This window comes from Pseudomonas sp. GOM7, from assembly GCF_026723825.1.
Classification (GTDB): domain Bacteria; phylum Pseudomonadota; class Gammaproteobacteria; order Pseudomonadales; family Pseudomonadaceae; genus Aquipseudomonas.
Genome location: NZ_CP113519.1, coordinates 513,998 through 540,844, shown reverse-complemented (window position 1 = coordinate 540,844; position 26,847 = coordinate 513,998). Strand labels below are relative to the sequence as shown.

Annotated in this window: 28 protein-coding genes; 16 read left to right on the top strand and 12 right to left on the bottom strand. The window is 64.6% G+C overall.

The features are described 5' to 3' along the window. Positions 1–22 precede the first annotated feature (22 nt). From hslU to OU800_RS02425, 6 genes are all read left to right on the top strand, one after another. A complete protein-coding gene (hslU, locus tag OU800_RS02450) occupies positions 23–1,363 on the top strand; it encodes an HslU--HslV peptidase ATPase subunit (RefSeq protein WP_268180901.1) in 1,341 nt (446 codons plus the stop codon). Between the two features lie 83 nt (positions 1,364–1,446). Next, complete coding sequence (locus OU800_RS02445) at positions 1,447–1,818, top strand: DUF971 domain-containing protein (protein ID WP_268180899.1); 372 nt, start codon at positions 1,447–1,449, stop codon at positions 1,816–1,818. Positions 1,819–2,110: 292 nt separating this feature from the next. Then, entirely contained in the window at positions 2,111–3,790 is a 1,680-nt protein-coding gene (gene phaC / locus OU800_RS02440) for a class II poly(R)-hydroxyalkanoic acid synthase (protein ID WP_268180898.1), read from the top strand. A 153-nt stretch (positions 3,791–3,943) separates the two neighbouring features. Further along, positions 3,944–4,798, top strand: coding sequence for a poly(3-hydroxyalkanoate) depolymerase (gene phaZ / locus OU800_RS02435; RefSeq protein ID WP_268180896.1), 855 nt, complete (start codon positions 3,944–3,946; stop codon positions 4,796–4,798). A gap of 220 nt (positions 4,799–5,018) precedes the next feature. Beyond that, a complete protein-coding gene (gene phaC / locus OU800_RS02430; protein ID WP_268180894.1) occupies positions 5,019–6,701 on the top strand; it encodes a class II poly(R)-hydroxyalkanoic acid synthase in 1,683 nt (560 codons plus the stop codon). A gap of 69 nt (positions 6,702–6,770) precedes the next feature. Next, entirely contained in the window at positions 6,771–7,385 is a 615-nt protein-coding gene (locus OU800_RS02425) for a TetR/AcrR family transcriptional regulator (RefSeq protein WP_268180892.1), read from the top strand. A gap of 90 nt (positions 7,386–7,475) precedes the next feature. Here OU800_RS02425 and OU800_RS02420 read toward each other — a convergent pair whose 3' ends face one another. The 3 genes from OU800_RS02420 to OU800_RS02410 all read right to left on the bottom strand — a co-directional run bounded on the left by OU800_RS02420 (position 7,476) and on the right by OU800_RS02410 (position 9,285). Next, on the bottom strand, positions 7,476–8,324 hold the full coding sequence (locus OU800_RS02420) for a phasin family protein (RefSeq protein ID WP_268180890.1): 849 nt from the start codon (positions 8,322–8,324) through the stop codon (positions 7,476–7,478). 10 nt (positions 8,325–8,334) lie between these two features. Next, positions 8,335–8,781, bottom strand: a complete 447-nt coding sequence (locus OU800_RS02415; protein ID WP_268180889.1) for a phasin family protein — start codon at positions 8,779–8,781, stop codon at positions 8,335–8,337. A gap of 228 nt (positions 8,782–9,009) precedes the next feature. Continuing rightward, positions 9,010–9,285: a polyhydroxyalkanoic acid system family protein gene (locus OU800_RS02410; protein ID WP_268180888.1), complete on the bottom strand. Its 276-nt coding sequence runs from the start codon at positions 9,283–9,285 to the stop codon at positions 9,010–9,012. A gap of 147 nt (positions 9,286–9,432) precedes the next feature. On the opposite strand from OU800_RS02410, the gene ubiE reads away from it, so the two are divergent. The 9 genes from ubiE (at position 9,433) to OU800_RS02365 (ending at position 15,293) form a co-directional block, all read left to right on the top strand. After that, complete coding sequence (gene ubiE, locus OU800_RS02405; RefSeq protein ID WP_268180887.1) at positions 9,433–10,203, top strand: bifunctional demethylmenaquinone methyltransferase/2-methoxy-6-polyprenyl-1,4-benzoquinol methylase UbiE; 771 nt, start codon at positions 9,433–9,435, stop codon at positions 10,201–10,203. Next, positions 10,203–10,820, top strand: a complete 618-nt coding sequence (locus OU800_RS02400) for a ubiquinone biosynthesis accessory factor UbiJ (RefSeq protein WP_268180885.1) — start codon at positions 10,203–10,205, stop codon at positions 10,818–10,820. The genes ubiE and OU800_RS02400 overlap by 1 nt, the downstream gene beginning before the upstream one ends. Further along, positions 10,817–12,400 (top strand): ubiquinone biosynthesis regulatory protein kinase UbiB, encoded by a 1,584-nt coding sequence (gene ubiB / locus OU800_RS02395; RefSeq protein ID WP_268180883.1) that lies wholly within the window; start codon positions 10,817–10,819, stop codon positions 12,398–12,400. The genes OU800_RS02400 and ubiB overlap by 4 nt, the downstream gene beginning before the upstream one ends. A gap of 70 nt (positions 12,401–12,470) precedes the next feature. Then, a complete protein-coding gene (gene hisI / locus OU800_RS02390; protein WP_268180881.1) occupies positions 12,471–12,869 on the top strand; it encodes a phosphoribosyl-AMP cyclohydrolase in 399 nt (132 codons plus the stop codon). Further along, complete coding sequence (locus OU800_RS02385; protein WP_268180880.1) at positions 12,862–13,197, top strand: phosphoribosyl-ATP diphosphatase; 336 nt, start codon at positions 12,862–12,864, stop codon at positions 13,195–13,197. The genes hisI and OU800_RS02385 overlap by 8 nt, the downstream gene beginning before the upstream one ends. A 22-nt stretch (positions 13,198–13,219) precedes the next feature. Further along, complete coding sequence (gene tatA, locus OU800_RS02380) at positions 13,220–13,453, top strand: twin-arginine translocase TatA/TatE family subunit (RefSeq protein WP_268180879.1); 234 nt, start codon at positions 13,220–13,222, stop codon at positions 13,451–13,453. A 3-nt stretch (positions 13,454–13,456) separates the two neighbouring features. Then, entirely contained in the window at positions 13,457–13,795 is a 339-nt protein-coding gene (gene tatB / locus OU800_RS02375; RefSeq protein WP_268180878.1) for a Sec-independent protein translocase protein TatB, read from the top strand. Next, complete coding sequence (tatC, locus tag OU800_RS02370) at positions 13,792–14,586, top strand: twin-arginine translocase subunit TatC (RefSeq protein WP_268180877.1); 795 nt, start codon at positions 13,792–13,794, stop codon at positions 14,584–14,586. The genes tatB and tatC overlap by 4 nt, the downstream gene beginning before the upstream one ends. Next, positions 14,583–15,293, top strand: a complete 711-nt coding sequence (locus OU800_RS02365; RefSeq protein WP_268180876.1) for a 16S rRNA (uracil(1498)-N(3))-methyltransferase — start codon at positions 14,583–14,585, stop codon at positions 15,291–15,293. Before tatC ends, OU800_RS02365 begins: the two co-directional genes overlap by 4 nt. Before the next feature lie 6 nt (positions 15,294–15,299). Here the strand turns inward: OU800_RS02365 and dtd are convergent, their stop codons facing one another. Beyond that, positions 15,300–15,737, bottom strand: coding sequence for a D-aminoacyl-tRNA deacylase (gene dtd, locus OU800_RS02360; RefSeq protein WP_268180875.1), 438 nt, complete (start codon positions 15,735–15,737; stop codon positions 15,300–15,302). After that, positions 15,734–16,705 carry a prolyl aminopeptidase gene (gene pip / locus OU800_RS02355; protein ID WP_268180874.1) on the bottom strand — a complete coding sequence of 324 codons (972 nt, stop codon included), beginning with the start codon at positions 16,703–16,705 and terminating at the stop codon, positions 15,734–15,736. Before pip ends, dtd begins: the two co-directional genes overlap by 4 nt. A 79-nt stretch (positions 16,706–16,784) precedes the next feature. Between pip and OU800_RS02350 the strand changes: the two genes are divergently transcribed. Then, positions 16,785–17,222, top strand: a complete 438-nt coding sequence (locus OU800_RS02350) for a hypothetical protein (RefSeq protein WP_268180873.1) — start codon at positions 16,785–16,787, stop codon at positions 17,220–17,222. A gap of 60 nt (positions 17,223–17,282) precedes the next feature. Here the strand turns inward: OU800_RS02350 and OU800_RS02345 are convergent, their stop codons facing one another. From OU800_RS02345 to OU800_RS02315, 7 genes are all read right to left on the bottom strand, one after another. Continuing rightward, positions 17,283–17,825: a lipocalin family protein gene (locus OU800_RS02345; protein ID WP_268180872.1), complete on the bottom strand. Its 543-nt coding sequence runs from the start codon at positions 17,823–17,825 to the stop codon at positions 17,283–17,285. Between the two features lie 11 nt (positions 17,826–17,836). Next, positions 17,837–18,088: an outer membrane protein assembly factor BamE domain-containing protein gene (bamE, locus tag OU800_RS02340; RefSeq protein ID WP_268180871.1), complete on the bottom strand. Its 252-nt coding sequence runs from the start codon at positions 18,086–18,088 to the stop codon at positions 17,837–17,839. 68 nt (positions 18,089–18,156) lie between these two features. Then, a complete protein-coding gene (locus OU800_RS02335) occupies positions 18,157–18,759 on the bottom strand; it encodes a DUF924 family protein (RefSeq protein ID WP_268180870.1) in 603 nt (200 codons plus the stop codon). Beyond that, positions 18,759–19,769 carry a class 1 fructose-bisphosphatase gene (locus OU800_RS02330; protein WP_268180869.1) on the bottom strand — a complete coding sequence of 337 codons (1,011 nt, stop codon included), beginning with the start codon at positions 19,767–19,769 and terminating at the stop codon, positions 18,759–18,761. Before OU800_RS02330 ends, OU800_RS02335 begins: the two co-directional genes overlap by 1 nt. A gap of 34 nt (positions 19,770–19,803) precedes the next feature. After that, positions 19,804–21,504 carry a histidine kinase N-terminal 7TM domain-containing diguanylate cyclase gene (locus OU800_RS02325; RefSeq protein ID WP_268180868.1) on the bottom strand — a complete coding sequence of 567 codons (1,701 nt, stop codon included), beginning with the start codon at positions 21,502–21,504 and terminating at the stop codon, positions 19,804–19,806. A 217-nt stretch (positions 21,505–21,721) separates the two neighbouring features. Beyond that, positions 21,722–23,071 carry a DUF3999 domain-containing protein gene (locus tag OU800_RS02320; protein WP_268180867.1) on the bottom strand — a complete coding sequence of 450 codons (1,350 nt, stop codon included), beginning with the start codon at positions 23,069–23,071 and terminating at the stop codon, positions 21,722–21,724. After that, positions 23,068–26,676, bottom strand: coding sequence for a DUF2339 domain-containing protein (locus OU800_RS02315; RefSeq protein ID WP_268180866.1), 3,609 nt, complete (start codon positions 26,674–26,676; stop codon positions 23,068–23,070). The genes OU800_RS02320 and OU800_RS02315 overlap by 4 nt, the downstream gene beginning before the upstream one ends. Between the last annotated feature and the right edge of the window lie 171 nt (positions 26,677–26,847).

Sequence of the window (26,847 nt, the reverse complement as noted above, 5' to 3'; positions counted from 1 at the left end):
ATTCGATAGCGAGCCCGATTCCATGTCCATGACGCCCCGCGAGATCGTCCACGAACTCAACCGCCACATCATCGGCCAGGACGACGCCAAGCGCGCCGTGGCCATTGCCCTGCGCAACCGCTGGCGGCGCATGCAACTGCCGGCCGACCTGCGCCAGGAGGTCACGCCGAAGAACATCCTGATGATCGGCCCCACTGGCGTGGGCAAGACCGAAATCGCCCGGCGCCTGGCCAAGCTGGCAGGGGCACCCTTCATCAAGGTCGAGGCGACCAAGTTCACCGAGGTCGGCTATGTCGGCCGCGATGTCGAATCGATCATCCGCGACCTGGCCGATGCCGCCGTGAAGATGCTGCGCGAGCAGGAAATCACCAAGGTGCGCCACCGCGCCGAGGACGCCGCCGAGGAACGCATCCTCGACGCTTTGCTGCCGCCCGCGCGCCAGGGTTTCGGTGACGAGCCGGCGCGCAACGAGGATTCCAACACCCGTCAGCTATTCCGCAAGCGCCTGCGCGAAGGCCAGCTCGACGACAAGGAAATCGACATCGAGGTGGCCGAGTCCCCCATGGGCGTGGAGATCATGACCCCACCGGGCATGGAGGAAATGACCAGCCAGTTGCAGAACCTCTTCTCCGGCCTCGGCAAGGGCAAGAAGAAGAACCGCAAGCTCAAGGTCGCCGACGCCCTCAAGCTGGTACGTGACGAAGAAGCCGCGCGCCTGGTCAACGAGGAAGAACTCAAGGCCCGCGCCCTGGAAGCCGTCGAACAACACGGCATCGTCTTCATCGACGAGATCGACAAGGTGGCCAAGCGCGCCAATGCCGGCGGTGCCGACGTCTCCCGTGAAGGCGTACAGCGCGACCTGCTGCCGCTGATCGAGGGCTGCACGGTCAACACCAAGCTGGGCATGGTCAAGACCGACCATATCCTGTTCATCGCCAGTGGCGCGTTTCACCTGAGCAAGCCGAGTGATCTGGTGCCGGAACTGCAAGGCCGCCTGCCGATCCGCGTCGAGCTCAAGGCGCTGAGCCCGCAGGATTTCGAGCGCATCCTCAGCGAACCGCACGCCTCGCTCACCGAGCAGTACAGCGCGCTGCTGAAGACCGAGGGGCTGGACATCGAGTTCGCCGAGGACGGCATCAAACGCCTGGCCGAGATCGCCTGGCAGGTCAACGAGAAGACCGAGAACATCGGCGCGCGGCGCCTGCACACCCTGCTCGAACGCCTGCTCGAAGAGGTATCCTTCACCGCCTCCGACCTGGCCGCGCAGCACGATGGTCAAGCCATTCGCATCGACGCCGCCTACGTCAACGGCCATCTCGGCGAGCTGGCGCAGGACGAAGACCTGTCGCGTTATATCCTCTGAAAACAGCCGCAAGCTGCAAGCTACAAGCCGCAAGCCCATCCGCTTGAACTTGTAGCTTGAGGCTTGCAGCTTGGAGCTGCCCCATGCCCATCCCCAGCGCAATCAAACTGCACAAGGCATCGAAGACCCTGGAGCTGCGTTACGGCGAGCAGAGCTATTCGCTCAGCGCCGAGTTCCTCCGCGTGCACTCCCCCTCGGCCGAGGTGCAAGGGCATGGCAAGCCGATCCTGCAGACCGGCAAGCTCAAGGTCGGCCTCGAGCGTATCGAGCCGGCCGGCAACTATGCACTGAAACTGTGCTTCGACGATGGCCATGACAGCGGCCTGTTCACATGGGACTACCTCTACGAGCTGGCCACCCGCCAGGATCAGCTCTGGGCCGACTACCTGGCGCAACTGGCCGCCGCCGGCCAGTCGCGCGACCCTGACGAATCCGTCGTCCGCCTGATGCTCTGAACGCCCACCGCAAAGCCCCGCCACAGAGCCTTCGCGCCCTTCGACAGCGGGCCGATCACGTGAGTTAGGGCGAATTTTCTAATCCATCACGGCACACTTCCGCTCCATTGACCGGCTTGCCTAACGGCACAAACTCGGGTAACCAAGGAACTGGCAGGTTCCCTGCATTTGGCCCAACCAGATGCAACGAATGACGCGGACTCGATCCGCCCCCGGCAACCCGAGCAGTACCTGGCCATTGCTTCGCCGAGCGCATGGCCAGTACGCGCCTCAGGACATTGGAGCGTCGTAGATGAGTGACAAGAACAACGAAGACCTGAAGCGCCAGGCTTCGGAAAACACACTGGGACTCAACCCGGTGATCGGTATTCGCGGTAAGGATCTTCTGACCTCTGCCCGCATGGTACTCGCCCAAGCACTCAAACAACCCTTCCATAGCGTCAAGCATGTCGCCCATTTCGGCCTCGAACTGAAGAACGTGCTGCTCGGCCAGTCCGAACTCACACCCGAGGAAGGCGACCGCCGTTTCAGTGATCCGGCCTGGAGCCAGAACCCCCTGTACCGTCGCTACCTGCAGACCTACCTGGCCTGGCGCAAGGAGCTGCACGACTGGATCGAGCACAGTTCGCTGTCGGAGCAGGACGCCAGCCGCGGCCACTTCGTCATCAACCTGATGACCGAAGCCATGGCGCCCTCCAACAGCATGGCCAACCCGGCGGCGGTCAAGCGCTTCTTCGAGACCGGCGGCAAGAGCCTGCTCGACGGCCTCTCGCACCTGGCCAAGGATCTGGTGCACAACGGCGGCATGCCCAGCCAGGTGAACATGGCGGCCTTCGAGGTCGGCAAGAACCTGGCCACCACCGACGGTGCAGTGGTGTTTCGCAACGACGTGCTGGAACTGATCCAGTACCAGCCAATCACCGAGAGCGTGCATGAACGTCCGTTGCTGGTGGTGCCACCGCAGATCAACAAGTTCTATGTCTTCGACCTGTCGCCGGAGAAGAGCCTGGCGCGCTTCCTCCTGCGCAGCCAGGTGCAGACCTTCATCGTCAGTTGGCGCAACCCGACCAAGGCGCAGCGCGAATGGGGCCTGTCCACCTACATCGAGGCCCTCAAGGAGGTCATCGACGTGGTCTGCGCCATCACCGGCAGCAAGGACGTCAACATGCTCGGTGCCTGCTCCGGTGGCCTGACCACCGCCTCCCTGCTCGGCCATTACGCCGCCCTCGGCGAGCAGAAGGTCAATGCTCTGACCCTGCTGGTCAGCGTGCTCGACACCCAACTCGACACTCAGGTCGCGCTGTTCGCCGACGAGAAGACCCTGGAAGTCGCCAAGCGCCGCTCCTATCAGAGCGGTGTGCTGGAAGGCAGCGACATGGCCAAGGTGTTCGCCTGGATGCGCCCCAACGACCTGATCTGGAACTACTGGGTCAACAACTACCTGCTCGGCAACGAACCGCCGGTGTTCGACATCCTCTATTGGAACAACGACACCACGCGCCTGCCCGCCGCCCTGCACGGCGAATTCATCGAGATGTTCCAGACCAACCCGTTGACCCGCAGCGGCGCCCTGGAGGTCTGCGGCACGCCCATCGACCTCAAGCAGGTCACCTGCGATTTCTTCTGCGTAGCCGGCACCAGCGACCACATCACGCCGTGGAAGTCCTGCTACAAGTCGGCACTGCTGTTCGGTGGCAAGTGCGAGTTTGTCCTGTCCAACAGCGGCCATATCCAGAGCATCCTCAACCCGCCCGGCAACCCCAAGGCGCGCTACCTGACCAACAGTGAAATGCCTTACGACCCGGCAGCCTGGCAGGAGAACGCGACCAAGAATGCCGACTCCTGGTGGCTGCATTGGCAGAAGTGGCTGGCCGAGCGCTCGGGCAAGATCAAGGGCAGCCCCACCAGCCTGGGCAACAAGAAATACCCGGCCGGCGAAGCCTCGCCGGGTACCTACGTGCACGAGCGCTGATCGCTCGCGCCCGGTGCAACCTTGCACGCAGCACAGGGGAGTGCTGCACGCCACGACGGCCTGGCCGGGCGCGGCGAACCAGGCCTGGCCTGGTCATTCTGGAAGCGGCCAGGACGGTCGGCTCCAGCGCTCAACTCGATAGGGGCTGCGCCCATGCCGCAACCATTCGTCTTCCGCACCATCGACCTCGATGGGCAGACCATCCGCACCGCGGTACGCCCCGGTAACGGGCAACTGGTGCCGCTGCTGATCTTCAACGGCATCGGCGCCAACCTGGAGCTGGTCATGCCCTTCGTCCGGGCACTCGACCCGGACATGGAAGTGATTGCCTTCGATGTGCCCGGTGTCGGTGGCTCCTCTACGCCGGCCACACCCTATCGCTTCCCGGGGCTGGCCAAGCTGGCGGCGCGCATGCTCGATTACCTCGACTATGGCCAGGTCAACGCCATCGGCGTGTCCTGGGGCGGAGCCCTGGCACAGCAGTTCGCTCACGACTACCCGGAGCGTTGCAAGAAGCTGATCCTCGCGGCCACTTCGGCCGGCGCGGTGATGGTGCCGGGCAAACCCAAGGTGCTCTGGCGCATGGCCAGTCCACGGCGCTACGTACAGCCCTCTTACGGTGTGCGCATCGCCCCGGACATCTACGGCGGTGCCTTCCGTCGTGACCCCAAGCTGGCCATGGCGCATGCCAGCAAGGTGCGCTCGGGCGGCAAGATGGGCTACTACTGGCAACTGTTCGCCGGCCTCGGCTGGACCAGCATCCACTGGCTGCACAAGATTCGCCAACCCACCCTGGTGATGGCCGGCGACGACGACCCCTTGATCCCGCTGATCAACATGCGCCTGCTGGCCTGGCGCATCCCCAACGCCGAGCTGCACATCATTGACGACGGCCACCTGTTCCTGGTGACGCGCGCCGAAGCCGTGGCACCGATCATCATGAAATTCCTCGAGGAGGAACGGCATCGCGCGGTGATGCACCCGCAGCCAACGCCCATCCGCCATTGAGCGCTGGGCGCAGCGGGATGACTTGACCGCACCACGGGAGTGCGCGATGGTCTGACAGCTCGACGCAAAGGCCGCCAGCGGCCTTTTGCATTTTCGACGCGGCCGTCTGGAATGCACTTCCTGCGCGTCTGGTACAAGGCTTGCTGGGCAAGCTGGTGAGCGTTCGGCGCCCCCGGCACCCTGAAGGTCTCTAGACGGTTTGACGACGGAGTGTTGCCCCATGCGAGACAAAAACAATACTGGTGGTCTGCCCGCCCCCGCCAGTTTCATCAACGCCCAGAGTGCAGTGGTCGGCATCCGCGGCCGCGACCTGCTCTCCACCGTGCGCCTGCTGGCCGGCCACAGCCTGCGCAACCCGTTGCACAACGCCCGCCACCTACTGGCCTTCGGCAGTCAACTGGGTCGTGTTCTACTCGGCGATACCCTGCACAAGCCCAATCCGCACGATGCCCGTTTCGCCGACCCCACCTGGCACCTCAACCCCTTCTACAAGCGCGGCCTACAGGCCTACCTGGCCTGGCAGAAGCAGCTCAATGCCTGGATCGAGGAGAGCGACCTACCCGCCGATGACCGCGCCCGTGCGCGCTTTCTCGCCGCTCTGCTCAGCGACGCCCTGTCACCGTCCAATAGCCTGCTCAACCCGCTGGCACTCAAGGAGTTGTTCAACACTGGCGGTAGCAGCCTGTTCAGCGGCCTGCGCCACCTGGTCGAGGATCTGCTGCACAACGACGGCCTGCCCAGCCAGGTCAGCAAGCATGCCTTCGAGGTGGGCCGCAACCTGGCCGCCACGCCGGGCGCCGTGGTATTTCGCAACGAACTGCTGGAGCTGATCCAGTACAAGCCGATGAGCGAGAAGCAGTACCTGCGCCCGCTGCTGATCGTGCCGCCACAGATCAACAAGTACTACATATTCGACCTTTCCAGCGACAAGAGCTTCGTCCAGTACGCCCTGAAGAACGGCCTGCAAACCTTCATGATCAGTTGGCGCAACCCCGACCCGCGCCACCGCGAGTGGGGGCTGTCGAGTTACGTGCAGGCCGTCGAGGAGGCCATCGACGCCTGCCGCGCCATCACCGGCAGCAAGGACGTCAACCTGCTCGGCGCCTGTGCCGGCGGCCTGACCATCGCCGCCCTGCAAGGGCATCTGCAGGCACGCCGGCAACTGCGCAAGGTCAGCAGCGCCACCTACATGGTCAGCCTGATGGACAGCCAGATCGACAGCCCGGCCATGCTCTTCGCTGACGAGGAAACCCTGGAATCAGCCAAGCGCCGCTCCTACCAGAACGGCGTGCTAGACGGCCGCGACATGGCCCGCGTGTTCGCCTGGATGCGCCCCAACGACCTGATCTGGAACTACTGGATCAACAACTACCTGCTCGGCAAGCAGCCGCCGGCCTTCGACATCCTCTACTGGAACAACGACAGCACCCGCCTGCCGGCGGCCCTGCACGGCGACCTGATCGACTTCTTCAAGCACAACCCGCTGACCCGCGCCGGTGCCCTGGAGGTGTGCGGCACGCCGGTGGATCTGAGCAAGGTCAACCTCGACAGCTTCAGCGTGGCCGGCATCAACGATCACATCACGCCCTGGGACGCCGTGTACCGCTCCACCCTGCTACTGGGTGGCAATCGCCGCTTCATCCTCTCCAACAGCGGCCATATCCAGAGCATTCTCAACCCGCCGGGCAATCCCAAGGCCAATTACTACGAAAACCCCAAGCTCAGTTCGGATCCGCGTGCCTGGCTCCATGAGGCCCAGCACCAGCAAGGCAGTTGGTGGCCGCAGTGGCTGGAATGGATCCAGGCGCGCTCCGGCGAACAGCGCGATACCCTGCTGATACTGGGCGGCGCCAAGCACCCCCCCATGGAAGCGGCCCCTGGCAACTACGTGCATATCCGCTGAAACTCAGGGTCGGCCTCAGGCCGACCAGGCTAGCGTCAGCCCCCAGACGTACAGAACAAGAAGAGACGGATGAAAACCCGCGAGCGCATCCTGCACACCGCCCTGCAGTTGTTCAACGAGCAGGGCGAGCCCAATGTCTCCACGCTGGAAATCGCCAACGAACTGGAGATCAGCCCCGGTAACCTCTACTACCACTTCCATGGCAAGGAGCCGCTGGTGCTGGAGCTGTTCGAGCGCTTCCAAGCCGAGATGGCGCCGCTGCTCGACCCGCCGGCCGATGCCCGCCTGGATGTGGAGGAGTACTGGCTGTTCCTGCACCTGATCGTCGAGCGCCTGGCGCAGTACCGCTTTCTTTTCCAGGATCTGTCCAACCTGGCCGGGCGCCTGCCAAAACTGGCGCGCGGCATTCGTCACTGGTTGAACGCCCTCAAGCGCACCCTGGCGGCGCTGCTGGCGCGGTTGATGGCCGAAGGGCAATTAGCCAGCGACACCCGCGCCCTCGGGCAACTGGTGGAGCAGATCACCCTGACCCTGCTGTTCTCGCTGGATTACCAACGCATTCTCGGCCAGGAAGGTGAAGTGCGCCTGGTGGTCTACCAGATCATGATGCTGGTCGCCCCCCACCTCATGCAGCCTGCACGCGGCACCGTCGAGCAACTGGCACAGCGTTATCTGGAAGCCTGAGACGCCTTGCCGGCTGGTACGCATGGCGCACCCTACAAATAGAAACGCAAACGCCCGGCACTAGGCCGGACGTTTTCAGTCCCGAGAAACTCAGGACGGCGTGGCTGGAGTGGCCGGAGAAGCAGCCGGAGCCGGTGCTGCTGCCGGGGTGGCAGCAGCAGCCGGGGCTGCCGGCTTCGGCGCGACAGCCTTGGGCGCGGCAGGTTTTTTCGCTGCTGGCTTCTTCGCAGCCGGTTTGGCCGCAGGCTTGGCTGCTGCGGTCGCCGGCTTGGCGGCAGCGGCTGGCTTGGCAGCGGGTTTCGCTGCGGCCTTGGCGGCCGGCTTCGCAGCAGGCTTGGCCGCAGCCGCTTTGGCCGGAGCCTTGGCCGCGGGTTTGGCGGCGGCGGTCTTGGCCGGTGCCTTCGCCGCAGGCTTGGCTGCCGCCTTCGGAGCAGCCTTGGCAGTAGCTTTCGGGGCCGCTTTGGCAGCCGGTTTGGCGGCAGCTTTCGGCGCAGGCTTGGCCACCGACTTGGCGGAAACGCCGGTCAGCTTCTCCAGTTGCTTGGTCAGGCTGTCAACCTTGTCATTGAGCGCCTTCACTTCGTTACGGCTGGGCACGCCCAAACGCGAGATGGCATTGTTCAGACGCTTGTCAAACGCCTCTTCCAGCTCGCTCCACTTGCCGAAGGCCTTGCCCTTGACCTCGTCGACCTTGGATCTGGCAGTGTCGACACGGGAGCCGACGCTGGTTTTCACCGCATCCACCTGCTTATCGACTTCGGTCTTGGCCTGTTTCTCGGCCTTCTCGCCGTCCTTGACCAGCGTATCGAACAGCTTGGTGCCGTCCTTGCTGATCTTGGAATAGGCGCCCAGGCCTGCCAACCAGATCTGGCGCGAGTATTTCTCGACCTCGCCGATCCAGGAGCTGGTCTGCTTTTCGGTTTTCTTCTTAACAGCCATCCTGATCTCCTTACTTGGTACGCGCGACGTGTTCGAGCAACGCACTCAGCTCGTCCAACTTAGCAGAGAGCAGCTCGACATCCTGCTTGGAGGGAATGCCGATGCGATTGAGCGCAGCAGCCACCCGAGTATCGAAAGCCTTCTCGATCTTGTCGAGCTGAACTTCGACCTTACCCTTGACGCTGGTCACGTTACTGTTGACCGACTGCTTGACCGACTCGATCTGGCTGTTGGCCGCTTCGACCTGATCGTCAACCAGTTTCTTGCCCTTGGTCTCGACGCTTTCGCCGGCCTTCACCAGCTCCTTGAAGTACTCGGCGCCTTCACTACCCGCCTTGGCGTAGGCCCCCAGGCCGGCGAGGTAGATCTTGCGGGCATAGCCCTTCACGTCGTCGAACAGACCCGGCTTGTCTTCGACCACGGCTTGGGTTTTTTTCTTCACGGCAACTTTCGACATGGTGCACCTCACGCGCTGTGACAGTTAGCGGAAACGCCCACGGAGTGCAGGCTTGAGCACAGCCTATGAAGAAAAATTAGAAATCGCATACTAAGAGCAACGGCAAGCTTCAAGCCGCAAGTTTCAAGTTAAAAGCCAAAATAGCTGCAAGCCGCCCGAAGCCTATCAACAACTCCGTATCGCTTTTGCTCTTACTTGAAACTTGTGGCTTGCAGCTTGTAGCTGCTGCTAAGCCAGTGATTTGTCCAATGCCTGTTCGATCTCGCGCTGGATCATCCCGCCCATGGCCGACAGCAACAGGCCGAGCTTGACCTCGACACGCACGCTGTCTTCGCCCACCTCGATCTGGCCATCGGCGCCACTGCGTTTGAACTCCAGGGTGTCGCCATTCCAGCGGTAGCGCACGTCGTACTCGCTGGCCAGGCGCTCGGCCAGGCGCTCGGCCTTTTCGCGGGCGGCCTCGCGACCGAGGGTATGGGATCGTTCGACACGAATGCGGGACATGACAACTCCTTGAAACAGGCAGGCGCCGCAACGCTGCGGCATGAAGTCACAGCACTCTACCAGCCCGCCAACCCACCTGGCACCCAGGCAAGACAAAGGCGGCAGGCGGCTTTAGAATGGGACGGTTTTCTACCCGGTGAGAGCGACATGAGCGATCCACGCAAGGCCCAGGAGCATGAACCCACCACCCACTTCGGCTTCCAGGACGTGCCGGAAAGCCAGAAGGCGGAGAAGGTGGCCGAAGTCTTCCACTCGGTGGCGGCCAAGTACGACCTGATGAACGACGTGCTCTCCGGCGGCCTGCATCGCCTGTGGAAGCGCTTCACCATCGAACTCTCCGGTGTGCGTCCAGGCAATCGCGTGCTGGATATCGCCGGCGGCACGGGCGACCTGACCCGCAAGTTCTCCAGCATCGTCGGCCCGACCGGGCAAGTGGTGCTGGCCGATATCAACGACTCCATGCTCAAGGTTGGTCGTGATCGCCTGCTGGACAAGGGTGTAGCCGGCAATGTGCAGTTCGTCCAGGCCGATGCCGAGAAGCTGCCGTTCCCCGACAACCACTTCGATGTGGTCACCATCGCCTTCGGCCTGCGCAATGTCACCCACAAGGAAGACGCCCTGCGCTCCATGCTGCGCGTGCTCAAGCCCGGCGGCCGCCTGCTGGTGCTGGAGTTCTCCAAGCCCGGCAACCCGCTGCTGGCCAAGGTCTATGACACCTACTCGTTCAGCTTCATGCCGCTGGCTGGCAAGCTAATCACCAACGATGCCGACAGCTACCGCTACCTCGCCGAGTCGATCCGCATGCATCCGGATCAGGAAACCCTCAAGGCGATGATGGTCGACGCCGGCTTCGAGCGCGTCACCTACCACAACATGACCGGCGGCATCGTCGCCCTGCACCGCGGCATCAAACCCTGATGCTGATGACGGGCTTGCTGGCCGGCGTCGAAATGGGGCTAAACCGCGTCCTGCGCCTCGACGGCACGGCGTTGCCACGCCTGCACGCACTGGCCGGCAAGGTCATCGCCGTGCAGTGCCAGAGCCCGACACTGGAGCTGTTCATCCTGCCCAGCGGCGAAGGTCTGCAACTGGCATCCCAGTGGCACGCACCCGCCGACTGCACGCTCACGGCGCCAGCCGCCAGCCTGGCTCGCCTGGCCCTCAACCGCGACAAGACCGCCGTGCTGCACGCCCCCGAAGCCTCGCTCGATGGCGACAGTGGCGTGCTCATGCAACTGGCTGGCATCCTTCAGGATCTGGAACTGGACTGGGAATACGAAGTCTCGCGCTGGCTCGGCCCGCTGGCCACCACCCTGCTCGCCGGCCACCTGCGCAGCCGCGTGAACCTGGCCACGAACGGCGCCGCCAGCCTCAAGCAGGATCTGGCCGACTACCTGGCCGAAGAATCGCGCACCCTGGTCGGCCAGCGTGAGGCCGATGTGCGCTTCGCCGAGCTGGATCAACTCAAACTCGCCCTCGACCGCCTGGAAGCACGCATCGAGCGCCTCACTTCTGCCCATAAGCCCGACGCATGAAGCTGCTCGCCGTTCGCCGCCTGCTCCGTATCCAACGTGTAGTCATCCGCTACCAACTGGATGAATTGCTCCTCGAACTGCCGTTGCCGGTGTGGCTCCGCGCGCTGTCCTGGCTGCTGCCCTGGCGCTGGCTGCCGCGCAAGCCACTCGCCCTCTCACGCGGTGCACGCCTGCGCCTGGCGCTGGAGGATCTGGGGCCGATCTTCATCAAGTTCGGCCAGTTGCTCTCTACCCGTCGTGACCTGCTGCCGCCGGATATCGCCGACGAGTTGGCGCATCTGCAGGATCGTGTGCCGCCCTTCCCCGAAGATCAGGCCATCGCCCTGATCGAGCGTCAGCTCGGCGCGCCGGTCAGCGAAGTCTTCGCCCGCTTCGACAGCCAGCCGCTGGCCTCGGCCTCGGTGGCCCAGGTGCACGCTGCACGGCTGAAAAGCGGCGAAGAAGTGGTGGTCAAGGTGGTACGTCCCGGCCTCAAGCCGGTGATCCGCCAGGATCTGGCCTGGCTGTTCCTGCTCGCCCGCATCGCTGAGAAGGTGTCGGCCGACGCCCGCCGCTTGCGCCCGGTGGAAGTGGTCAGCGACTACGAGAAGACCATCTACGACGAACTCGACCTGCTGCGCGAGGCGGCCAACGCCAGCCAGTTGCGGCGCAACTTCGAGGGCTCGCCCCTGCTCTACGTGCCTCAGGTGTACTGGGATCTGTGCCGCCACCAGGTGCTGGTGATGGAGCGCATCTACGGCATCCCGGTCACCGACCTGGCCACCCTGGCCGACCAGCGCACCGACATGAAGCTGCTGGCCGAGCGCGGCGTGGAGATCTTCTTCACCCAGGTGTTCCGCGACAGCTTCTTCCATGCCGACATGCACCCCGGCAACATCTTCGTCAGCACCCGCACGCCCTGGAGCCCGCAGTACATCGCCATCGACTGCGGCATCGTCGGCAGCCTCACCGACGAGGATCAGGACTACCTGGCGCGCAACCTGATCGCCTTCTTCAAGCGCGACTACCGCAAGGTGGCGCAACTGCATATCGACTCGGGCTGGGTGCCGGCGGAAACCAAGGTCAACGAGTTCGAGGCGGCGATTCGTACCGTGTGCGAGCCGATCTTCGAGAAGCCGTTGAAGGACATCTCCTTCGGCCAGTTGCTGCTGCGTCTGTTCCAGACCGCGCGACGCTTCAACATGGAAGTGCAGCCGCAACTCGTGCTGCTGCAGAAGACCCTGCTCAATATCGAAGGCCTCGGTCGCCAGCTCTACCCGGATCTCGACCTGTGGAGCACCGCGCAGCCCTTCCTCGAACGCTGGATGCGCGAGCGCGTCAGCCCCCTGCACCTGCTGCGCAACCTGCAGCAACAGGCCGAACAGGTGCCCCATCTGTCGCAGATCGCCCGCGATACCCTGGAGCGTCTGCAACAGGCCCCCACTGTCCAGGCGCCGGCGCAGAGCGCACAATGGCCACTACGCCTGCTCGGCGCCGCGCTGATCGGTGCCGGCGCCGTGCAAGGCCTGGCGCCACTGCTGGCCGCCTGGCCTGCCTGGTTGATGCTCGGCGGCGGTCTCTATCTGGTACTGCGCCGATAGCCAGTAGGTCGTAGCACTGGCACACTTGGCGAATCGACAGCCCGGCAACGCCGGCAGAATTGGAACACCGATGAACGATTGGCTCGACGAAATCCACTGGAACGAAGACGGCCTGGTGCCGGCCATCGCCCAGGATCACCAGACCGGCCGCATCCTGATGATGGCCTGGATGAACCGTGAATCCCTCGCCCTCACCGTCAACGAACAGCGTGCCATCTACTGGTCACGTTCGCGTGGCAAGCTGTGGCGCAAGGGCGAGGAGTCCGGCCATGTGCAGAAACTGCACGAACTGCGCCTGGACTGCGACGCCGATGTCATCGTGCTGTTGGTCGAGCAACTGGGCGGCATCGCCTGCCACACCGGGCGCGAGAGCTGCTTCTACCGGGTATACGAGAACGGTGCCTGGAAGACCGTCGACGCCGTACTCAAAGACCCGCACGCCATCTATGCAGGACACAGCCATGAGTGACACCCTGAGCCGCCTGGCCGACGTGCTGGAGGCGCGCAAGGGCGCAGCCCCCGACAGCTCCTATGTCGCCAGCCTCTATCACAAGGGCCTGAACAAGATTCTGGAAAAGGTCGGCGAGGAGTCGGTGGAAACTATCCTCGCCGCCAAGGACGCCGCCACCAGCGGTGACTGCAAGGATCTGATCTACGAAACCGCCGACCTGTGGTTCCATAGCCTGGTCATGCTCGCCGCCCTCGGCCAGCACCCGCAGGCCGTGCTGGACGAACTGGATCGCCGTTTCGGCCTCTCCGGTCACGCGGAAAAAGCCGCGCGCCCGCAATCCGAATAACTTTCACAACGGAGAACTCATCATGGGTTTCGGCGGTATCAGCATCTGGCAACTCCTGATCATCCTGCTTATCGTGGTCATGCTGTTCGGCACCAAGCGCCTGAAGAATCTAGGCTCGGATCTGGGTGATGCGATCAAGGGCTTCCGCAAGTCGATGGACAACGCCGAGGCCGACAAGCCGGGTGTGGAAGACGCCAAGGGCCAGACCATCGACGCCCAGGCACGCAAGGTCGAAGAGCCAGCGAAGAAAGACTGAGCCATGTTCGACATCGGTTTCACCGAACTGCTGCTGGTCGGCCTGGTTGCTCTGGTGGTACTGGGCCCCGAGCGTTTACCAGGGGCCGTGCGCACGGCCGGCCTATGGGTGGGGCGAATCAAGCGCAGCTTCCACTCGATCAAGGCCGAAGTGGAACGGGAGATCGGCGCCGACGAGATTCGCCGTCAGTTGCACAACGAGCGGATTCTCGAACTGGAGCGGGAGATGCAGGCAATGAAACAGGGGTTGACCGGCTCGCTGGTCGACAAGCCTGATCAACAGGCCAGCCAGCCCTCTGCCGACACGCCTCAGCCGCCCCAGGACAAGACGCCCCAGCCATGAGCCGACATACGGACGCCGACCAGGAAATGCCCCTGGTCTCCCACCTGACCGAACTGCGCACGCGCCTGTTGCGCTGCGTGGTGATCATCCTGCTGATCTTCGCCGGCCTGTTCTACTTCGCCCAGGACATCTACGCCCTGGTGGCGGCGCCGCTACGCGCCTACCTGCCGGCAGGCGCGACGATGATCGCCACGGGCGTCGCCTCACCCTTCCTCACGCCCTTCAAACTGACGCTGATGTGCGCACTGTTCCTCGGCATGCCGGTAATCCTGCACCAGGCCTGGGGCTTCATCGCGCCGGGGCTGTACACCCATGAAAAGCGCATCGCCGTGCCGCTGCTGATCTCCAGCATCTTCCTGTTCTACGCCGGCATGGCCTTCGCCTATTTCGTGGTGTTCCCGATCATGTTCGGCTTCTTCGCCAGCGTGACCCCGGAAGGGGTGGCGATGATGACCGACATCGGTCAGTACCTGGATTTCGTCCTCACCCTATTCTTCGCCTTCGGCGTGGCCTTCGAGATTCCCATTGCCACCTTCCTGGTGATCTGGATCGGCCTGGTCGACGTGGCCACCCTGCGCAAGAGCCGTCCCTACGTGATCGTCGGCTGCTTCGTGGTCGGCATGCTGCTGACACCGCCGGACGTGTTCTCGCAGACGCTGCTGGCCGTACCCATGTGGTTGCTGTTCGAGAGCGGCCTGCTGGCTGGCGCGCTGGTCAAACGCAAGCGCGATGAGCAAGAGGCCGAGGAAGAAGCCAAGCCCGAAGACCAGCCACCCGCGCCGCTATCGTGAACCTGCTGCTGCTGGAAGACGCCGACTTCATCGGCGTCGATCGCGTGCGTCTCAGTGGCCGGCGCCTCAAGCATCTGCATGAGGTGCATCGGGCCGAGGCCGGCGACCGCCTGCGGGTCGGTCGCCTTGGTGGCCTGATGGGCGAAGGGCACTTGCTCAGCCTGGATGCCGACAGCGCCGAACTGGCGGTCGAACTGACCCAGGCGCCGCCGGCCAAGCTGCCGCTGACCCTGATCCTCGCCCTGCCCCGCCCGAAGATGCTCAAGCGCACCCTGCAGACCATCGCCAGCATGGGCGTGCCGCGCCTCGTACTGGTCAACAGTTACCGGGTGGAGAAAAGCTTCTGGCAGACGCCCTTCCTGCACCCCGAGGAAATCCGCGAGCAGTTGATCCTCGGCCTGGAGCAGGCGCGCGATACCGTTCTGCCCGAAGTGAGCATCGAAAAACGCTTCAAGCCCTTCGTCGAGGATCGCCTGCCGGCGCTGGCGGCGGGCACCCTCGGCCTGGTCGGTCACCCCGGCGACTACCCGGCCTGCCCGCGCGCGCTCGAGGAGCCCGTGACCCTGGCCATCGGCCCGGAAGGTGGCTGGATTCCCTATGAAGTCGAACTGCTGCGCGAAGCCGCAGGCCTGCAGCCGGTGCAGCTCGGTGAACGCATTCTAAGAGTGGAAACCGCCGTGCCGGTGTTGCTGGCCAGGTTGTTCTAAACACTCCTACACCTCCAGCAGGAAGGTTACCGGCCCGTCATTGACCAGATACACCTGCATATGGGCGCCAAAGCGCCCGGTCGCAACCTGCGGGTGCTGAGCGCGCGCCAGCTCGACCAACCCGTCGAACAGCGCCGCCCCCTGCGCCGGTGACGCGGCACTGGAGAAGCTGGGGCGCATGCCGCTTTTGGTATCCGCCGCGAGGGTGAACTGCGAGACCAGCAGCAGGCCGCCGCCAACATCCTTGAGCGAAAGGTTCATCTTGCCCGCTTCGTCACTGAACACCCGGTAGTTGAGCAGCTTGTGCAGAGCGCGCGTCAGGCTGGCCTGATCGTCCTGTGGCTCGATGCCGACCAGCGCCAGCAGGCCCTGGTCGATGCTGCCCACCACCTCCTCTTCGACTTCAACCCTGGCAGCACTGACGCGCTGGATCAGCAGCTTCATGCATCCTCCGGCGGCAGGTCGAGCAGGCGTCTGGCCATTTGTTCGGCGGCGCGCACCAGGGCATCGGTGATGCCCGGCTCGGCTGCCGAGTGGCCGGCATCGCGGATGATCTGCAGCTCGCTGTTGGGCCAGGCCTGGTGCAGCGCCCAGGCATTGTCCAGGGGGCAGATCACGTCGTAACGGCCATGCACGATGATGCCCGGCAGATGGGCAATCTTAGGCATATCGCGGAGCAACTGGTCGGGTTCGAGGAAGGCGTTGTTGACGAAGTAGTGACACTCGATCCGGGCGATGGACAGCGCCCGGTGCGCCTCGCTGAAACGGTCGACCACCTGCGGGTTGGGGCGTAGGGTGGCCGTGCGGCCTTCCCAGGTCGACCAGGCCTTGGCCGCGTGCATCTGGGCAATCTGGTCGGCGCCGGTCAGGCGCTTGTAGAAAGCCTGCATCAGGTCGCCGCGCTCCTCCGCCGGAATGGGCGCCACATAGTCCTCCCAGTAATCGGGAAACAGGCGGCTGGCGCCCTCCTGGTAGAACCAGTGAAACTCCTGCGGCCGGCACAGAAAGATGCCACGCAGGATCAAGCCAAGTACGCGCTGCGGGTGCGCCTGGGCGTAGGCCAGCGCCAGGGTCGAACCCCAGGAGCCGCCGAACAGCACGAAGCGGTCTATCCCCAGGTGCTCGCGGATGCGCTCGATATCGGCGATCAGCGCCTGGGTGGTGTTGTTCTCCAGGCTGGCGTGTGGCGTGGAGCGACCACAACCGCGCTGGTCGAAGGTGACGATGCGGTAGAGATTGGGGTCGAAATAACGCCGGCTGGCGGCATCGCAACCAGCGCCCGGGCCACCATGGATGAACAGCACCGGCAACCCGTCCGCCGAGCCGCTCTCGTCGACGTAGAGCACATGAGGCGGCTCGACCGCCAACTCGTGGCGGGCATAGGGTTTGATCTCCGGATACAAAGTCTGCATGGTTAGGCTCCTGGCAGGTGGGCGGCGACAACCGTATTGCACTCTGCCAGGCATCATAACCATGAAAAGGACGTTCAGCATGTCAGCCAGACTTCTACTCGCCCCTCTGCTGCTTTTCTGCACATTTTTGCTTGTCGCCTGCGGCGCCAAAGACGACCCACAAGCCGCCCTGGAAGCAGCCGTTCAACAGCTCCAGGACAACCTCGAAGCCAAGCGCAACGGGGCGGTGCTGGAGCAGTTGCACCCTGACTTCAAGGCCCAGCAGGAACTCGACCGCGACTGGGCCAAGCGCACCATGACCCTGCTATTCCTGCGTCACAAGAACGTCAAGGTGATCGCCCTGGGCAAGAATAGCTGGATCGACCCGGCCATGAGCAGCAAGGGCCACACCGAGGCGCAGGTCGGCCTGACCGGTGCGGAAGGTTTGATCCCAGACAGCGCGCGGCACTACTCGGCGAGGCTGGAATGGTGGCTCGATGACGGCGAATGGAAGCTGGCGCGTCTGAATTGGGAGTGACCACGTAGCCCGGATGCAATCCGGGGATCGTTCCCGGATTGCATCCGGGCTACCCAGCTCTCAATCGGCCTTGCGCCAGATCAGCTCCGAGGTGTCGTAGCCCTGCTCGCGGGCCACGCTGAGCAGTTTGTCGCGAGTCGCCTGATCCACTTCGGGGGTGCGTGACAGCAACCACAGGTACTTGCGCTCCGGGTGGCCGACCAGCGCCACGCGGTAGTCATCGTCGTGGTACAGCACCCAGTAATCGCCCTTGATCGGCAGGATCTTGCTGACCCAGTTGTCGAAACGTACCCAGAGCTTGTCGGTACGGCCCGGAACCTGCGGCTCGGCCGTGCCCTTGGCTTCGATCCACTCGCCGTCCTTGTCGCGGCAGCGGTTGGTGACGTCGATGCCGCCATCGTCGCGCAGGCCATAGTGCGCCTCGGACTGCACGCAATTGCGCTGGAAGAACATCGGCAGCCGCGCCAGCTCGTACCAGGTGCCCTGGTAGCGCTGCAGGTCGACCTGCACGGTTTCGGGTGGCTCGACGGCCGCCGGGCCGGTGCCGGAATTGGCGCAGCCGACGAGGGCCAGCATGGCGCCGGCAATGAGGATGGAACGCATGAGATCTCCTGTTACTTGAGCCCCTTGCCGGAGAACATCATCACCTTGTCTCCGGCGTACTGGACGCTGATATAGGCCTTGTCGTCGCCCCAGGTGCAGCTAGTCATTCCCAGCGCCCCGGCGCACTCCCCGGGCGCACCGAGAAGGCTTTCCACCTCGGCCTTGCTCATGCCGGCCTCGAGCTTGGCGTAGTTTTCCTGATTGATCTTGTTGCAGGCAGCGAGCAGACAGCAGGTGAGCAAGACGAAAGCACGCTTGGACATGAGTGAAACTCCTGATGGGAAGATGCCAGCAAGCTTGGCATAGCCGAAGACGACTTGCCCGCTTGGAGTTAGAAACTCGAACCGGGTTCCCGCAGGAAAGCCAGTTCCGCGTCCGTGGAGGGGCGACCGAGAATGGCATTGCGATGGGGGAAGCGGCCAAAACGCTCGATCACACGCAGATGGCGCTCGGCATAATCGAGAAAATCCGCGAAGGTGGCCTGCTCCGCTCCCTCGGCCTGTTCCAGGAGGGCGCGGAACAGCCCGACCGCGCGCTGCTGCAGATGCAAGTCTTCGGCATGCTCGAACACCAGATAGGCGAACACCCGCTGGATCGGCGCCAGCCTGCCATCCCAGCCTTGCGCCAGCCCGGCCTGCAACAAGGGGCGGGCCAGGGCGTCGCCGGCAAAGGCCCGTGGCGTGTCGCGAAAGATCATGCGTGGGAGCTGGTCGAGCAGGATCAACTGCGCCAGCCAGCCCTGCGGATTCTCGTCCCAGCCGTGCAGCTCACCGGCCAGCGCCAGCTCGACCCAGGCGCCGAAGCGCTCGCTGGCCTCACGATCCTGGCTGTCGCGCTTGCCGAACCACAGGCCTCGGCGCGCTGCCGCCACCTCGCTGGCCGGGGCATCAGCAGCACCGAACCACCAGTCGAGCAGCGGCTGCCAAGCGTTCATTAGCTGCGATGGTAGGCGGTGATGCGCAGCACTTCTTCCTTGGAGCCGAGGAAAACCGGCACCCGCTGGTGCAGGGAAGTGGGCTGAATATCGAGGATGCGCTGGCTGCCATCGGTGGCGGCACCACCGGCCTGTTCGATGATCATCGACATCGGGTTGGCCTCGTACATCAGGCGCAGCTTGCCCGGTTTGTCCGGCTCACGGGCATCCCACGGGTACATGAAGATGCCGCCACGGGTGAGGATACGGTGCACGTCAGCCACCATCGAGGCGATCCAGCGCATGTTGTAGTTGCGCCCCAGCGGGCCGGTTTCGCCGGCCAGCAGTTCGGAGACGTAACGCTGCACTGGCGCTTCCCAGTGGCGCTGGTTGGACATGTTGATGGCGAATTCCTTGGTGGATTCCGGCACCTTGATGTTGTCGTGGGTGAGCACGAAGCTGCCCAACTCGCGATCCAGGGTAAAGCCTTTGACACCATTACCCAGGGTCAGCATCAGCATGGTCTGCGGGCCGTAGATGGCATAACCGGCACAGACCTGCTCGGTGCCCGGCTGCAGGAAGGCTTCTTCGCCCAGGTCGCCGCTTTCGCCTTGCAGATTATCCGGGCAGCGCAGCACGGAGAAGATGGTACCCACCGAGACGTTGACGTCGATGTTGCTGGAGCCGTCCAGCGGGTCAAACACCAGCAGGTAGGCACCTTTCGGATACTTGCCGGGAATCTGGTAGGCGTTGTCCATTTCCTCGGAGGCCATGCCGGCCAGGTGGCCGCCCCACTCGTTGGCTTCGAGGAGGATCTCGTTGGAGATCACGTCGAGCTTCTTCTGCACCTCACCCTGCACGTTCTCGCTGTCCAGGCTGCCCAGTACGCCGCCGAGGGCCCCCTTGGAAACCTGGTGGCTGATCGCCTTGCAGGCCCGCGCCACGACTTCGATAAGGAAACGCAGGTCGGCCGGGGTGTTGTGGCTGCGAGTCTGCTCGATCAGGTAGCGGCTGAGGGTGACACGGGACATGGATGGCTCCGGAAAGGGAAAAAACCCGCGCAGTTTAACCCGAGTCGCCGGGCAATGCTGCCTGCTGGGATGGATGGTGGGATTCGCTGCTCGACAACTGGCAGCAGACCCGGTTGCGCCCGCTGCGCTTGGCCTCGTACAAGGCCGCATCGGCCACCTGCAACAGCTCGTCCAGACGCTGCCCCTGCAATGGCCAGTGCGCCAAGCCGGCAGACAGGGTGACACGCTGATCGCCGCCCCGGGTGGGCAGCGCTCGGCTGGCCAGTTGCGCGCAGAGCGCCTGCAGACGCGAGCGAGCCTCGCTGCTATCGACCCCTGGCATGATCAGCAGGAACTCCTCGCCACCAATGCGAAAGACCGCGTCGGTGCTGCGCAGGTTCTCCAGCAGATGCTGGGCGACAGCCTTGAGTACGTCGTCGCCAACCAGGTGACCACATTCGTCATTGAGACGCTTGAAGTGATCGAGGTCGATCAGCGCCAGCGCCAGGGGCAGGTTCTCGCGCTGCACCCGGGCGTGTTCACGGTCGAAGAACTCGTCCAGGTAGCGGCGGTTGTAGAGGCCGGTCAGGGGGTCGCACAGGGCCTGTTCGCGCAGTTGTTCGTGCAGCAGCGAGATGGTGCGCAGGCGCTCCTCGCTCAGCGCCAGTGCCTCGGCCAGCTTGAGCTTGGCCAGGTGGCGCTGGGTCACATCGCGCACGTAGAGCATGCGCCCCAGCAGCACAGGGCCATGGCGGGTGATGCGCTCGATGCCGCGCACCCGCACTTCGTAATAGCGTGCGGCGCTGGTCAGGGTCAGCATCTGCTCGCCGGCCTCGTTGCCCTGCGCTTGCAGCAGATGATGCAGGTCACTGCCGAACACGGGCCAGTCGGCCAGAGACCGGCCCTGCCAACCCTGTGTCAGGCTAGCCAGTTTCAGCGCGGCCGGGTTGGCCTCGATTACCCGCCCGCGCGGGTCGATCACCAGCACCGGGTCGATCAGCGCCTCCAGCAGCAGATGGCGTGCCACCGGCAATAGGTCGAACAGGCGCGCACCGACGATCAGCCAGGCGAAGGCGACCAGGGTGAAGGCGAAGCAGAACGAGGTGGGGTCGATGCCGAAGACCGTCCAGCCGAACACCACGTAGGCGATATTGGCCGCCCAAGGCGCGGCGGTGACCAGCACGAAGCCCAGATAATGACGGCGATGCAGGCCCTTGCTGAGTAGCGCCGCGCGCACCACCACGCCCATGCAGAAGGCCATCAGCAGGTAGACGTAGGCGGCGGTGGCATAGAACAGCGGGCCGTGCACGTAGCGCACCGGCGCGCCTGGCGTATCGTCGATGGGGGCGCTGTCGGCGAGGTAGAACAGGCCATGCCAGGGGTTGCTCAATGCCGCGCCCCATACCAGCAGCGGCACCAGGCTCAGCGCCAGCATGCCCAGGCGCGGCATCGGCCGGCGCACGCTGTTGACGTACTGCCAGAGGAACACCGCCCAGAAGGTGGGCGTGAAGAGAATCCCCAGCCAGGCAACAGAGGCCCAGAACATCTTGCAATCGGCGGCCATCATGCTCAGTTCCAGCGATGCGCAGGCCATCCACCAGAGGCTGGAAAGGTGCAGCAGGATGAAACTGTCGCGCCCAGGAAAATCGCGCTGGCGACTCATCCAGTGCGCCAGCAGGATGACGCCGAAGCACACCAGCGAGGTGACCAGAACGGGGGGTGAAGGCGACCAGCCCGAGGTCATGCAGGCGTACATCAGCGCACCTCTGCGAAATGGCAGCGGCCAGCGGTGCGAGCGACGGTGCGAATCAACGTGGACAAGCTGGCTTTCCAGACCGAAGGATAAGGGGCGAAATGCCCGGAACGGGTTCCCGGATCAGCGCCTGTAGCGACGACCTGCAAGCATGATCGCGAACGCCGCCTAAGATACTGCAAAAGCGCCGGCCAGGCAGGTGCTGTTTGCCATCGACAGTTCAGCTATCGGGCGCACGCCTGAGCAGACTGAAGGCCATGCCCGCCAGCAGAGCGACCCCTGCCAGGAGCAGACCCCAAAGCCCCCAGCGGCGCAGGTCGCCCGCGTGGACATCGGCCTGGCTGGCCGTCTCCGACACGGCTGCGTGGCTGTCGTCGGCCTCGGCCGTGCCCAGCGTCGCCAGGCGCTCGGGGCGGTAACCCGGAATCAGCGTGGTTAGCGGCAAGGCGGCCGAGCTGGCCTCGGCGTTACCCACAGCCAGGGTAAACGGCGGCTCGCCACGGGCCAGGAACACCAACTCGCTGGCGCGCAGGGCAATCTGCAACCTTGGTGGCTGCTGGCCCAGCCCACCGCCACGGGCATCCACCTGCAGGCGCAACTGGCTGACCGGCCAGCCTGGCAATGCCAGCTCGTCCTGGCGTAGCTCACGGGCACCATCGCTCAAGCGATAGAACAGCCCGGTGGCCAGGGGCTGCCAGCCCGCCTGCTCACTGGCACGCCCCTCGAAACGCACTGGCGCCAGGGTATTGGGGGCATCCAGGGTCATTCGCAAGCGCTCCAATGGCATGGCCTGGGGCAATTGCCACTGGTACTGATCCTTGCCCAGGGCCCGTGCCGGCAGCACCGATGACCATGACAATGGCGCAGCCTGGTTGGCCTGCTGGCGGCTGCGCAGGGTCACCACGTCCAGCGTGGGCGCCTGCCGCGGGCTCTGCCAGAGCATACGCAGATAGCGGGCGCGTTGCCCCGGCAGCTCGACCTGGCGCTGGTCGATGCGCTCGCCGGCAAAGCTCAGCCGTGCCACCTGCCCTTCCCCCCAACTGCGCCAGTGCTGCAGATCATCGCTGGCCTCGATGCTGAAGCGCTGAAAACCTTCTTCGGCACCACTCCAGCTCAAACTCAAGCGTACCAAGGGCGCCTCGATGCTGCTGGCGTCGAGCAGCCAGCCACGCAGTTGCCGCTCGGCCGCTGTCGGTGCCTGATCGCTCAGCTCGATCAATGTACCGTCGCTGCTGCGCTGCACCCGTAACCGCGGCGCGACGCCGGGCTCATCCTCGGCATACAGGGGGAACCAGCGCACGCCATGTTCCTGCAATCGCTCCTGCGTGTGCGCCTGCCCAGGCAGCAAGGCGTAGGCCTGCGCCTGCCCCTGGCCATCGAACACGCGTACATCGCGTAGGTCGGCATGGCGGGCGGCGAAATACACGCTGATAGGTAATTGCAGCCGATACCAGGGGCCTTCACCGCTCAGGCTCAACGGCAGCCTCTGCCGATAATCCTCCTGACGCTCCTGGGCCTGCCCTGCGCCGGTCATGGCCAGCAGGGTCAACAGGGCGATGACGACTCTCACGATAGCGACTCCTCGTTCCGGGTGGTTTGCTCATGACCACGTGGCGGCAGCGGCGCGAAATAGCCCACCACCAGCAGCAGTACGCCAACACCGATGAACGACACGATGCGCTCCAGGCCACCGCGATTGCCCAGCTCGACGAAGAACAGCTTGGCCACCACCAGGGCGATCAGCGCTGCACCGACCAGCCACATCTCGCGGCGTGCACGCAGGTGGCCGAAGAGCATCAGCGCCAGGGCGATCAGCGTCCAGACGATGGACAACCCGGCCTGCACCAGCATCGAGTCGAACAGTGCGGAACGCTGCCAGGGCACGCCGCCCCAATGGTGGGCGGTACGCATCACCATCACCGTAAGCAGGGCGAACAGCGACGCCCCGGCCACGACCTGCACCGCCTGCAGCGCGCGACTCGGCTGCAGACCAAAATGTGGCAGGGCGAAGCGGCCCCAGGCCAGCAGCGCACCAAGGCACAGTAACAGGCCGAGTTCCAGTGGATTGAACAGCGGCAGGTAAGGCAGCGGATCGCTGTCACCGGCGCTGTTGGCATTGGCCAGCCAGAACCAGGCGAGCATCAGCGCCGCCGGCGGTGCCGCCGCCCACAGCCGGTATTCACGCTCGAAGCTGGCCACCGGCCAAGGTAGCCGGCGGGCCTGCGCCATCGTCCACAGATAGGCGGTCGGCAGCAGCGCCCAACCCAACCAGCGCCAGGCGTTGTAGTGTTCGGCCAGGCTCAGCAGCAGATAGCGCAGCTCCAGCGCCAGCACGCCAATCAGCAACCAGCAGCCAAGCACATGGGCGACACTGGCCGCGGTGCTCGGCAGCACATCAGTGAGTCGCTTCAATACCAGCAGGTGCACGGCCAGCACGGCAGCCCAACCCAGCCAGCCAAGGTTCGCCAGCGGGTGGTAGTACAGATGCCAGGCATAGGCCAGAATCGCCCCTGCCACGGGCGCCAGCAGGCTGCACAGCACTGCCAGCTCGCGCCAGCGGCTGCGCAGGGCCAGCAGCATCCAGATCAGAGCCGACACTGCCGCCAGCAGTAGCAACGCGCTGGCCTGCAGCTCCGGCGCCACGAAGCGCAGCACTTCGCTGCTCACAGCCAACGCCCACCAACTGGCGCCCCAAGCCAACAGCAACTGGCCCAGGCGCTGCAGGCTGACGCCATCGATCCCCGTCTCGCGCCCGCTGCGCGCCAGGCGGTGCAGGCGCCAGGCGCCAATCTGCGCGGCCAGACCAAGCACCGCGGGCGTCCAGAAGCCGGTATGCGCCAACGGCGACAGCCCCTCGCCACTGATACCCGCCAGCAGTAATGGCCCGGCCGCAAGGAAGGCCAGCCCGGCGAAAACCTGCAGCACCAGGCTGAACAGGAAAGCCGCACGCTGCTGCAGGTAAAGCGCCAGCCAGAGAATCAGCAGGCCCGTACCGCCCCACACGGCGGCAGCCGCCACCCAGGGCAGCACGAACAACACAGCCAGGTTGATGAACACCAGGCCCACCAGCATCACCATCGACAAGGCGCCGAGCAGGCGGCGATTCTGGCGAATCTGCGGATCACGCGCCGCCAGCAGCATGCCGGCGATCAGCGCCAGGCCAACCATCGACGCCGCCAGCAGGCCGAACCAGCCGGCGCTGAAACCACCACGGCCGAACAGCGAATCCAGCGCCATCTGGCCGAGAAACAGCAGCCCGCCCAGGAGCTGGATGGCGAAGGCGCAATAGACGAAGCTCGGCGCGGCCAGGCGCAACCCGACGAACAGTGTCGCCAACCCGGCCAGCGCCCAGGCAATCGTGGTACCGGGCGCCTGGAACAGCAGCGGAGCGATCAGATAGAGAAACGCCAACCCGACCAGCCCCAGCCAGGGCAGCAATCGGTTTTCCCAGGCGCTGGCGAACTGCGGCGCCTGACGCAGTTGCCAGTAGCTGAACAGCAAGGCCATACCGAGCATCAGTGCGCCCAGCGGCGAGCCGTCGAACAGGCTGTCGTAGCCGAAATCCAGACCAACCATGAAAGCCAGCGCCGCCCCCACCTGCAGCAACAGGGCGAACGCACGCGCCAGCGGCCGCCCCTGGCGCAGGCCAAGCCAGAAGATGCCGGCGCCTTCCACGGCCCAGGCGGCACTGGTCCAGCGCGCATCGAGGCCGAGCGGGATGGCCAGGCTGGCGAATACCACGCCGAGTGCCAGGCAGGTTTCCACCAGCAACAGCGCGCGTTCGCCTGCGCGTGCCTTGAGCACTCGCGCCAGCAGCAGATAGAACAACCCGAGACCCAGAGCACTGAAGGCAGCGGCGAACTCGACATGCCGCACCAACGCCACCTGCAGGCCGAAGCCCACCAGCGGTGGGCCGAACAGCGTGGTGGCATCGACGTAATCACCCCGTCGCACAGACCAGCGCAGCAACTCGTCACGCGCCTCGGGTGCATCCGCCGCGTCGCGCAGGGTGCGGCGGGCGAACAGCAGGCCGATGGCCACGTACATCAGCAAGAACAACAGCAGGAACGGCTCGGTGCTCCACAGCAGCTCCGGCGTGTAGGAGCGCATCCCCCAGGCAAAGCCGATGCCGAAGGTACCGACGAAACCGATCAGGTTGAGCAAGCGCCAGGCCTTGAACCAGGCGATGGCAAAGATGCCGGCGTTGAGCAGGGCGAAGTAGGAAAACAGCGCGACATGGTTGCCGCTGCCGGTGGAGGTGAGGATCGGCGCGGCGAAACCGCCCAACGCCGCCGCAGCGGCCAGGCCGAGGGCATTCTGCTGCACGGCGAGAATGGCCGAGAACGCCGTCACAGCCACCAGCAGGCCGAGGGCCATGCCGGGATCGAGCAACGGATGCAGACGCATGGCGGCGAATACCGTCAGGTACAGCACGGCAATGCCGGTACCCTGCAGCACCAGGGCATAACCGCGGTTGCGCAGACGCAGCCACCAGCCCAGACCGAGCAACGCCAGGGCACTGGCGGCAACGCCCATATAGCGCAGCTCCACCGGCACTTCGACCCCTTCGGTGGCGTAACGCAGGAGGAAGGCCAGGCCGAGAAACAGCAGCACCACGCCGACCCGCAGCACGGTGTTGCCACCCAGCAGCCAGGCCTTGGCCGCCGCGATACCGCGCTCGATAAGATTCGGTTCTCGTGGCACTTGCTCGCGCCAGGGGCTCTGTTGTGGGGCGGGCTGGGGCTGATGTGCAACCTGGGCAGCCAGCGGTTCCGGCTCATCGGCAGGCGCTGGGGTCTCGACTTCCGGCAACGGCTCCAGCGTCCAATCCAACTCCGGCACGGGCTCTTCGGTAACGACGGGTTCGGACTGCGATTCGGCGGCCAGATCGACGGCGGGCTCGGCAGGCGCAGCAACCGGTTCGGGTTCAGGCTCACGGCGCTCGCCCTGCTCCACCTTGAGCAGGCGCTCGTGAATGGCCTGGGTGCCGCGCTCGAAGCGCTCGGCGAAGCCCTTGAGCTGCGCGGCCAGTTGCGCGTTCTGAGCTTCCAGCCCTTGCAGGCGTAGCGCCTGGCCCAGAACGAGGCCGAGCAAACCGCCGAGCAGCGCGCCGGTGATCGATTCACCGGCACCCGCCCCGAGCACCAAACCGACCAGCATGAAGATCCATTGCATGCGTTATGTCCCTACCCTGAGAAAGAGGTCGCCTCGCGTTCCTAGCAGGCCGAGACGGGCACCCAGTATAGGAGTCGCACCGACCAACACCCAGAGAGACGACTGCCAAGCCGTTCACAGGCACAACGCAAAGTGGTCAACCGCCAGCCGGTGCTTCACAAACGCCCTGCG

Excerpts from the sequence above, each read along its gene's own strand:
- OU800_RS02335 (WP_268180870.1), bottom strand. The coding sequence starts at position 18,759 with ATGAACGCTTGGCAGCCGCTGCTCGACTGGTGGTTCGGTGCTGCTGAT.
- hisI (WP_268180881.1), top strand. The coding sequence starts at position 12,471 with ATGAACGATTGGCTCGACGAAATCCACTGGAACGAAGACGGCCTGGTG.
- OU800_RS02410 (WP_268180888.1), bottom strand. The coding sequence starts at position 9,285 with ATGTCCCGCATTCGTGTCGAACGATCCCATACCCTCGGTCGCGAGGCC.
- ubiB (WP_268180883.1), top strand. The coding sequence starts at position 10,817 with ATGAAGCTGCTCGCCGTTCGCCGCCTGCTCCGTATCCAACGTGTAGTC.
- OU800_RS02350 (WP_268180873.1), top strand. The coding sequence starts at position 16,785 with ATGTCAGCCAGACTTCTACTCGCCCCTCTGCTGCTTTTCTGCACATTT.
- tatC (WP_268180877.1), top strand. The coding sequence starts at position 13,792 with ATGAGCCGACATACGGACGCCGACCAGGAAATGCCCCTGGTCTCCCAC.
- phaC (WP_268180898.1), top strand. The coding sequence starts at position 2,111 with ATGAGTGACAAGAACAACGAAGACCTGAAGCGCCAGGCTTCGGAAAAC.
- phaZ (WP_268180896.1), top strand. The coding sequence starts at position 3,944 with ATGCCGCAACCATTCGTCTTCCGCACCATCGACCTCGATGGGCAGACC.
- phaC (WP_268180894.1), top strand. The coding sequence starts at position 5,019 with ATGCGAGACAAAAACAATACTGGTGGTCTGCCCGCCCCCGCCAGTTTC.
- OU800_RS02400 (WP_268180885.1), top strand. The coding sequence starts at position 10,203 with ATGCTGATGACGGGCTTGCTGGCCGGCGTCGAAATGGGGCTAAACCGC.
- OU800_RS02415 (WP_268180889.1), bottom strand. The coding sequence starts at position 8,781 with ATGTCGAAAGTTGCCGTGAAGAAAAAAACCCAAGCCGTGGTCGAAGAC.
- OU800_RS02325 (WP_268180868.1), bottom strand. The coding sequence starts at position 21,504 with ATGTACGCCTGCATGACCTCGGGCTGGTCGCCTTCACCCCCCGTTCTG.
- OU800_RS02315 (WP_268180866.1), bottom strand. The coding sequence starts at position 26,676 with ATGCAATGGATCTTCATGCTGGTCGGTTTGGTGCTCGGGGCGGGTGCC.
- OU800_RS02445 (WP_268180899.1), top strand. The coding sequence starts at position 1,447 with ATGCCCATCCCCAGCGCAATCAAACTGCACAAGGCATCGAAGACCCTG.
- OU800_RS02345 (WP_268180872.1), bottom strand. The coding sequence starts at position 17,825 with ATGCGTTCCATCCTCATTGCCGGCGCCATGCTGGCCCTCGTCGGCTGC.
- hslU (WP_268180901.1), top strand. The coding sequence starts at position 23 with ATGTCCATGACGCCCCGCGAGATCGTCCACGAACTCAACCGCCACATC.
- OU800_RS02425 (WP_268180892.1), top strand. The coding sequence starts at position 6,771 with ATGAAAACCCGCGAGCGCATCCTGCACACCGCCCTGCAGTTGTTCAAC.
- tatB (WP_268180878.1), top strand. The coding sequence starts at position 13,457 with ATGTTCGACATCGGTTTCACCGAACTGCTGCTGGTCGGCCTGGTTGCT.
- dtd (WP_268180875.1), bottom strand. The coding sequence starts at position 15,737 with ATGAAGCTGCTGATCCAGCGCGTCAGTGCTGCCAGGGTTGAAGTCGAA.
- pip (WP_268180874.1), bottom strand. The coding sequence starts at position 16,705 with ATGCAGACTTTGTATCCGGAGATCAAACCCTATGCCCGCCACGAGTTG.
- tatA (WP_268180879.1), top strand. The coding sequence starts at position 13,220 with ATGGGTTTCGGCGGTATCAGCATCTGGCAACTCCTGATCATCCTGCTT.
- OU800_RS02385 (WP_268180880.1), top strand. The coding sequence starts at position 12,862 with ATGAGTGACACCCTGAGCCGCCTGGCCGACGTGCTGGAGGCGCGCAAG.
- OU800_RS02330 (WP_268180869.1), bottom strand. The coding sequence starts at position 19,769 with ATGTCCCGTGTCACCCTCAGCCGCTACCTGATCGAGCAGACTCGCAGC.
- ubiE (WP_268180887.1), top strand. The coding sequence starts at position 9,433 with ATGAGCGATCCACGCAAGGCCCAGGAGCATGAACCCACCACCCACTTC.
- OU800_RS02420 (WP_268180890.1), bottom strand. The coding sequence starts at position 8,324 with ATGGCTGTTAAGAAGAAAACCGAAAAGCAGACCAGCTCCTGGATCGGC.
- bamE (WP_268180871.1), bottom strand. The coding sequence starts at position 18,088 with ATGTCCAAGCGTGCTTTCGTCTTGCTCACCTGCTGTCTGCTCGCTGCC.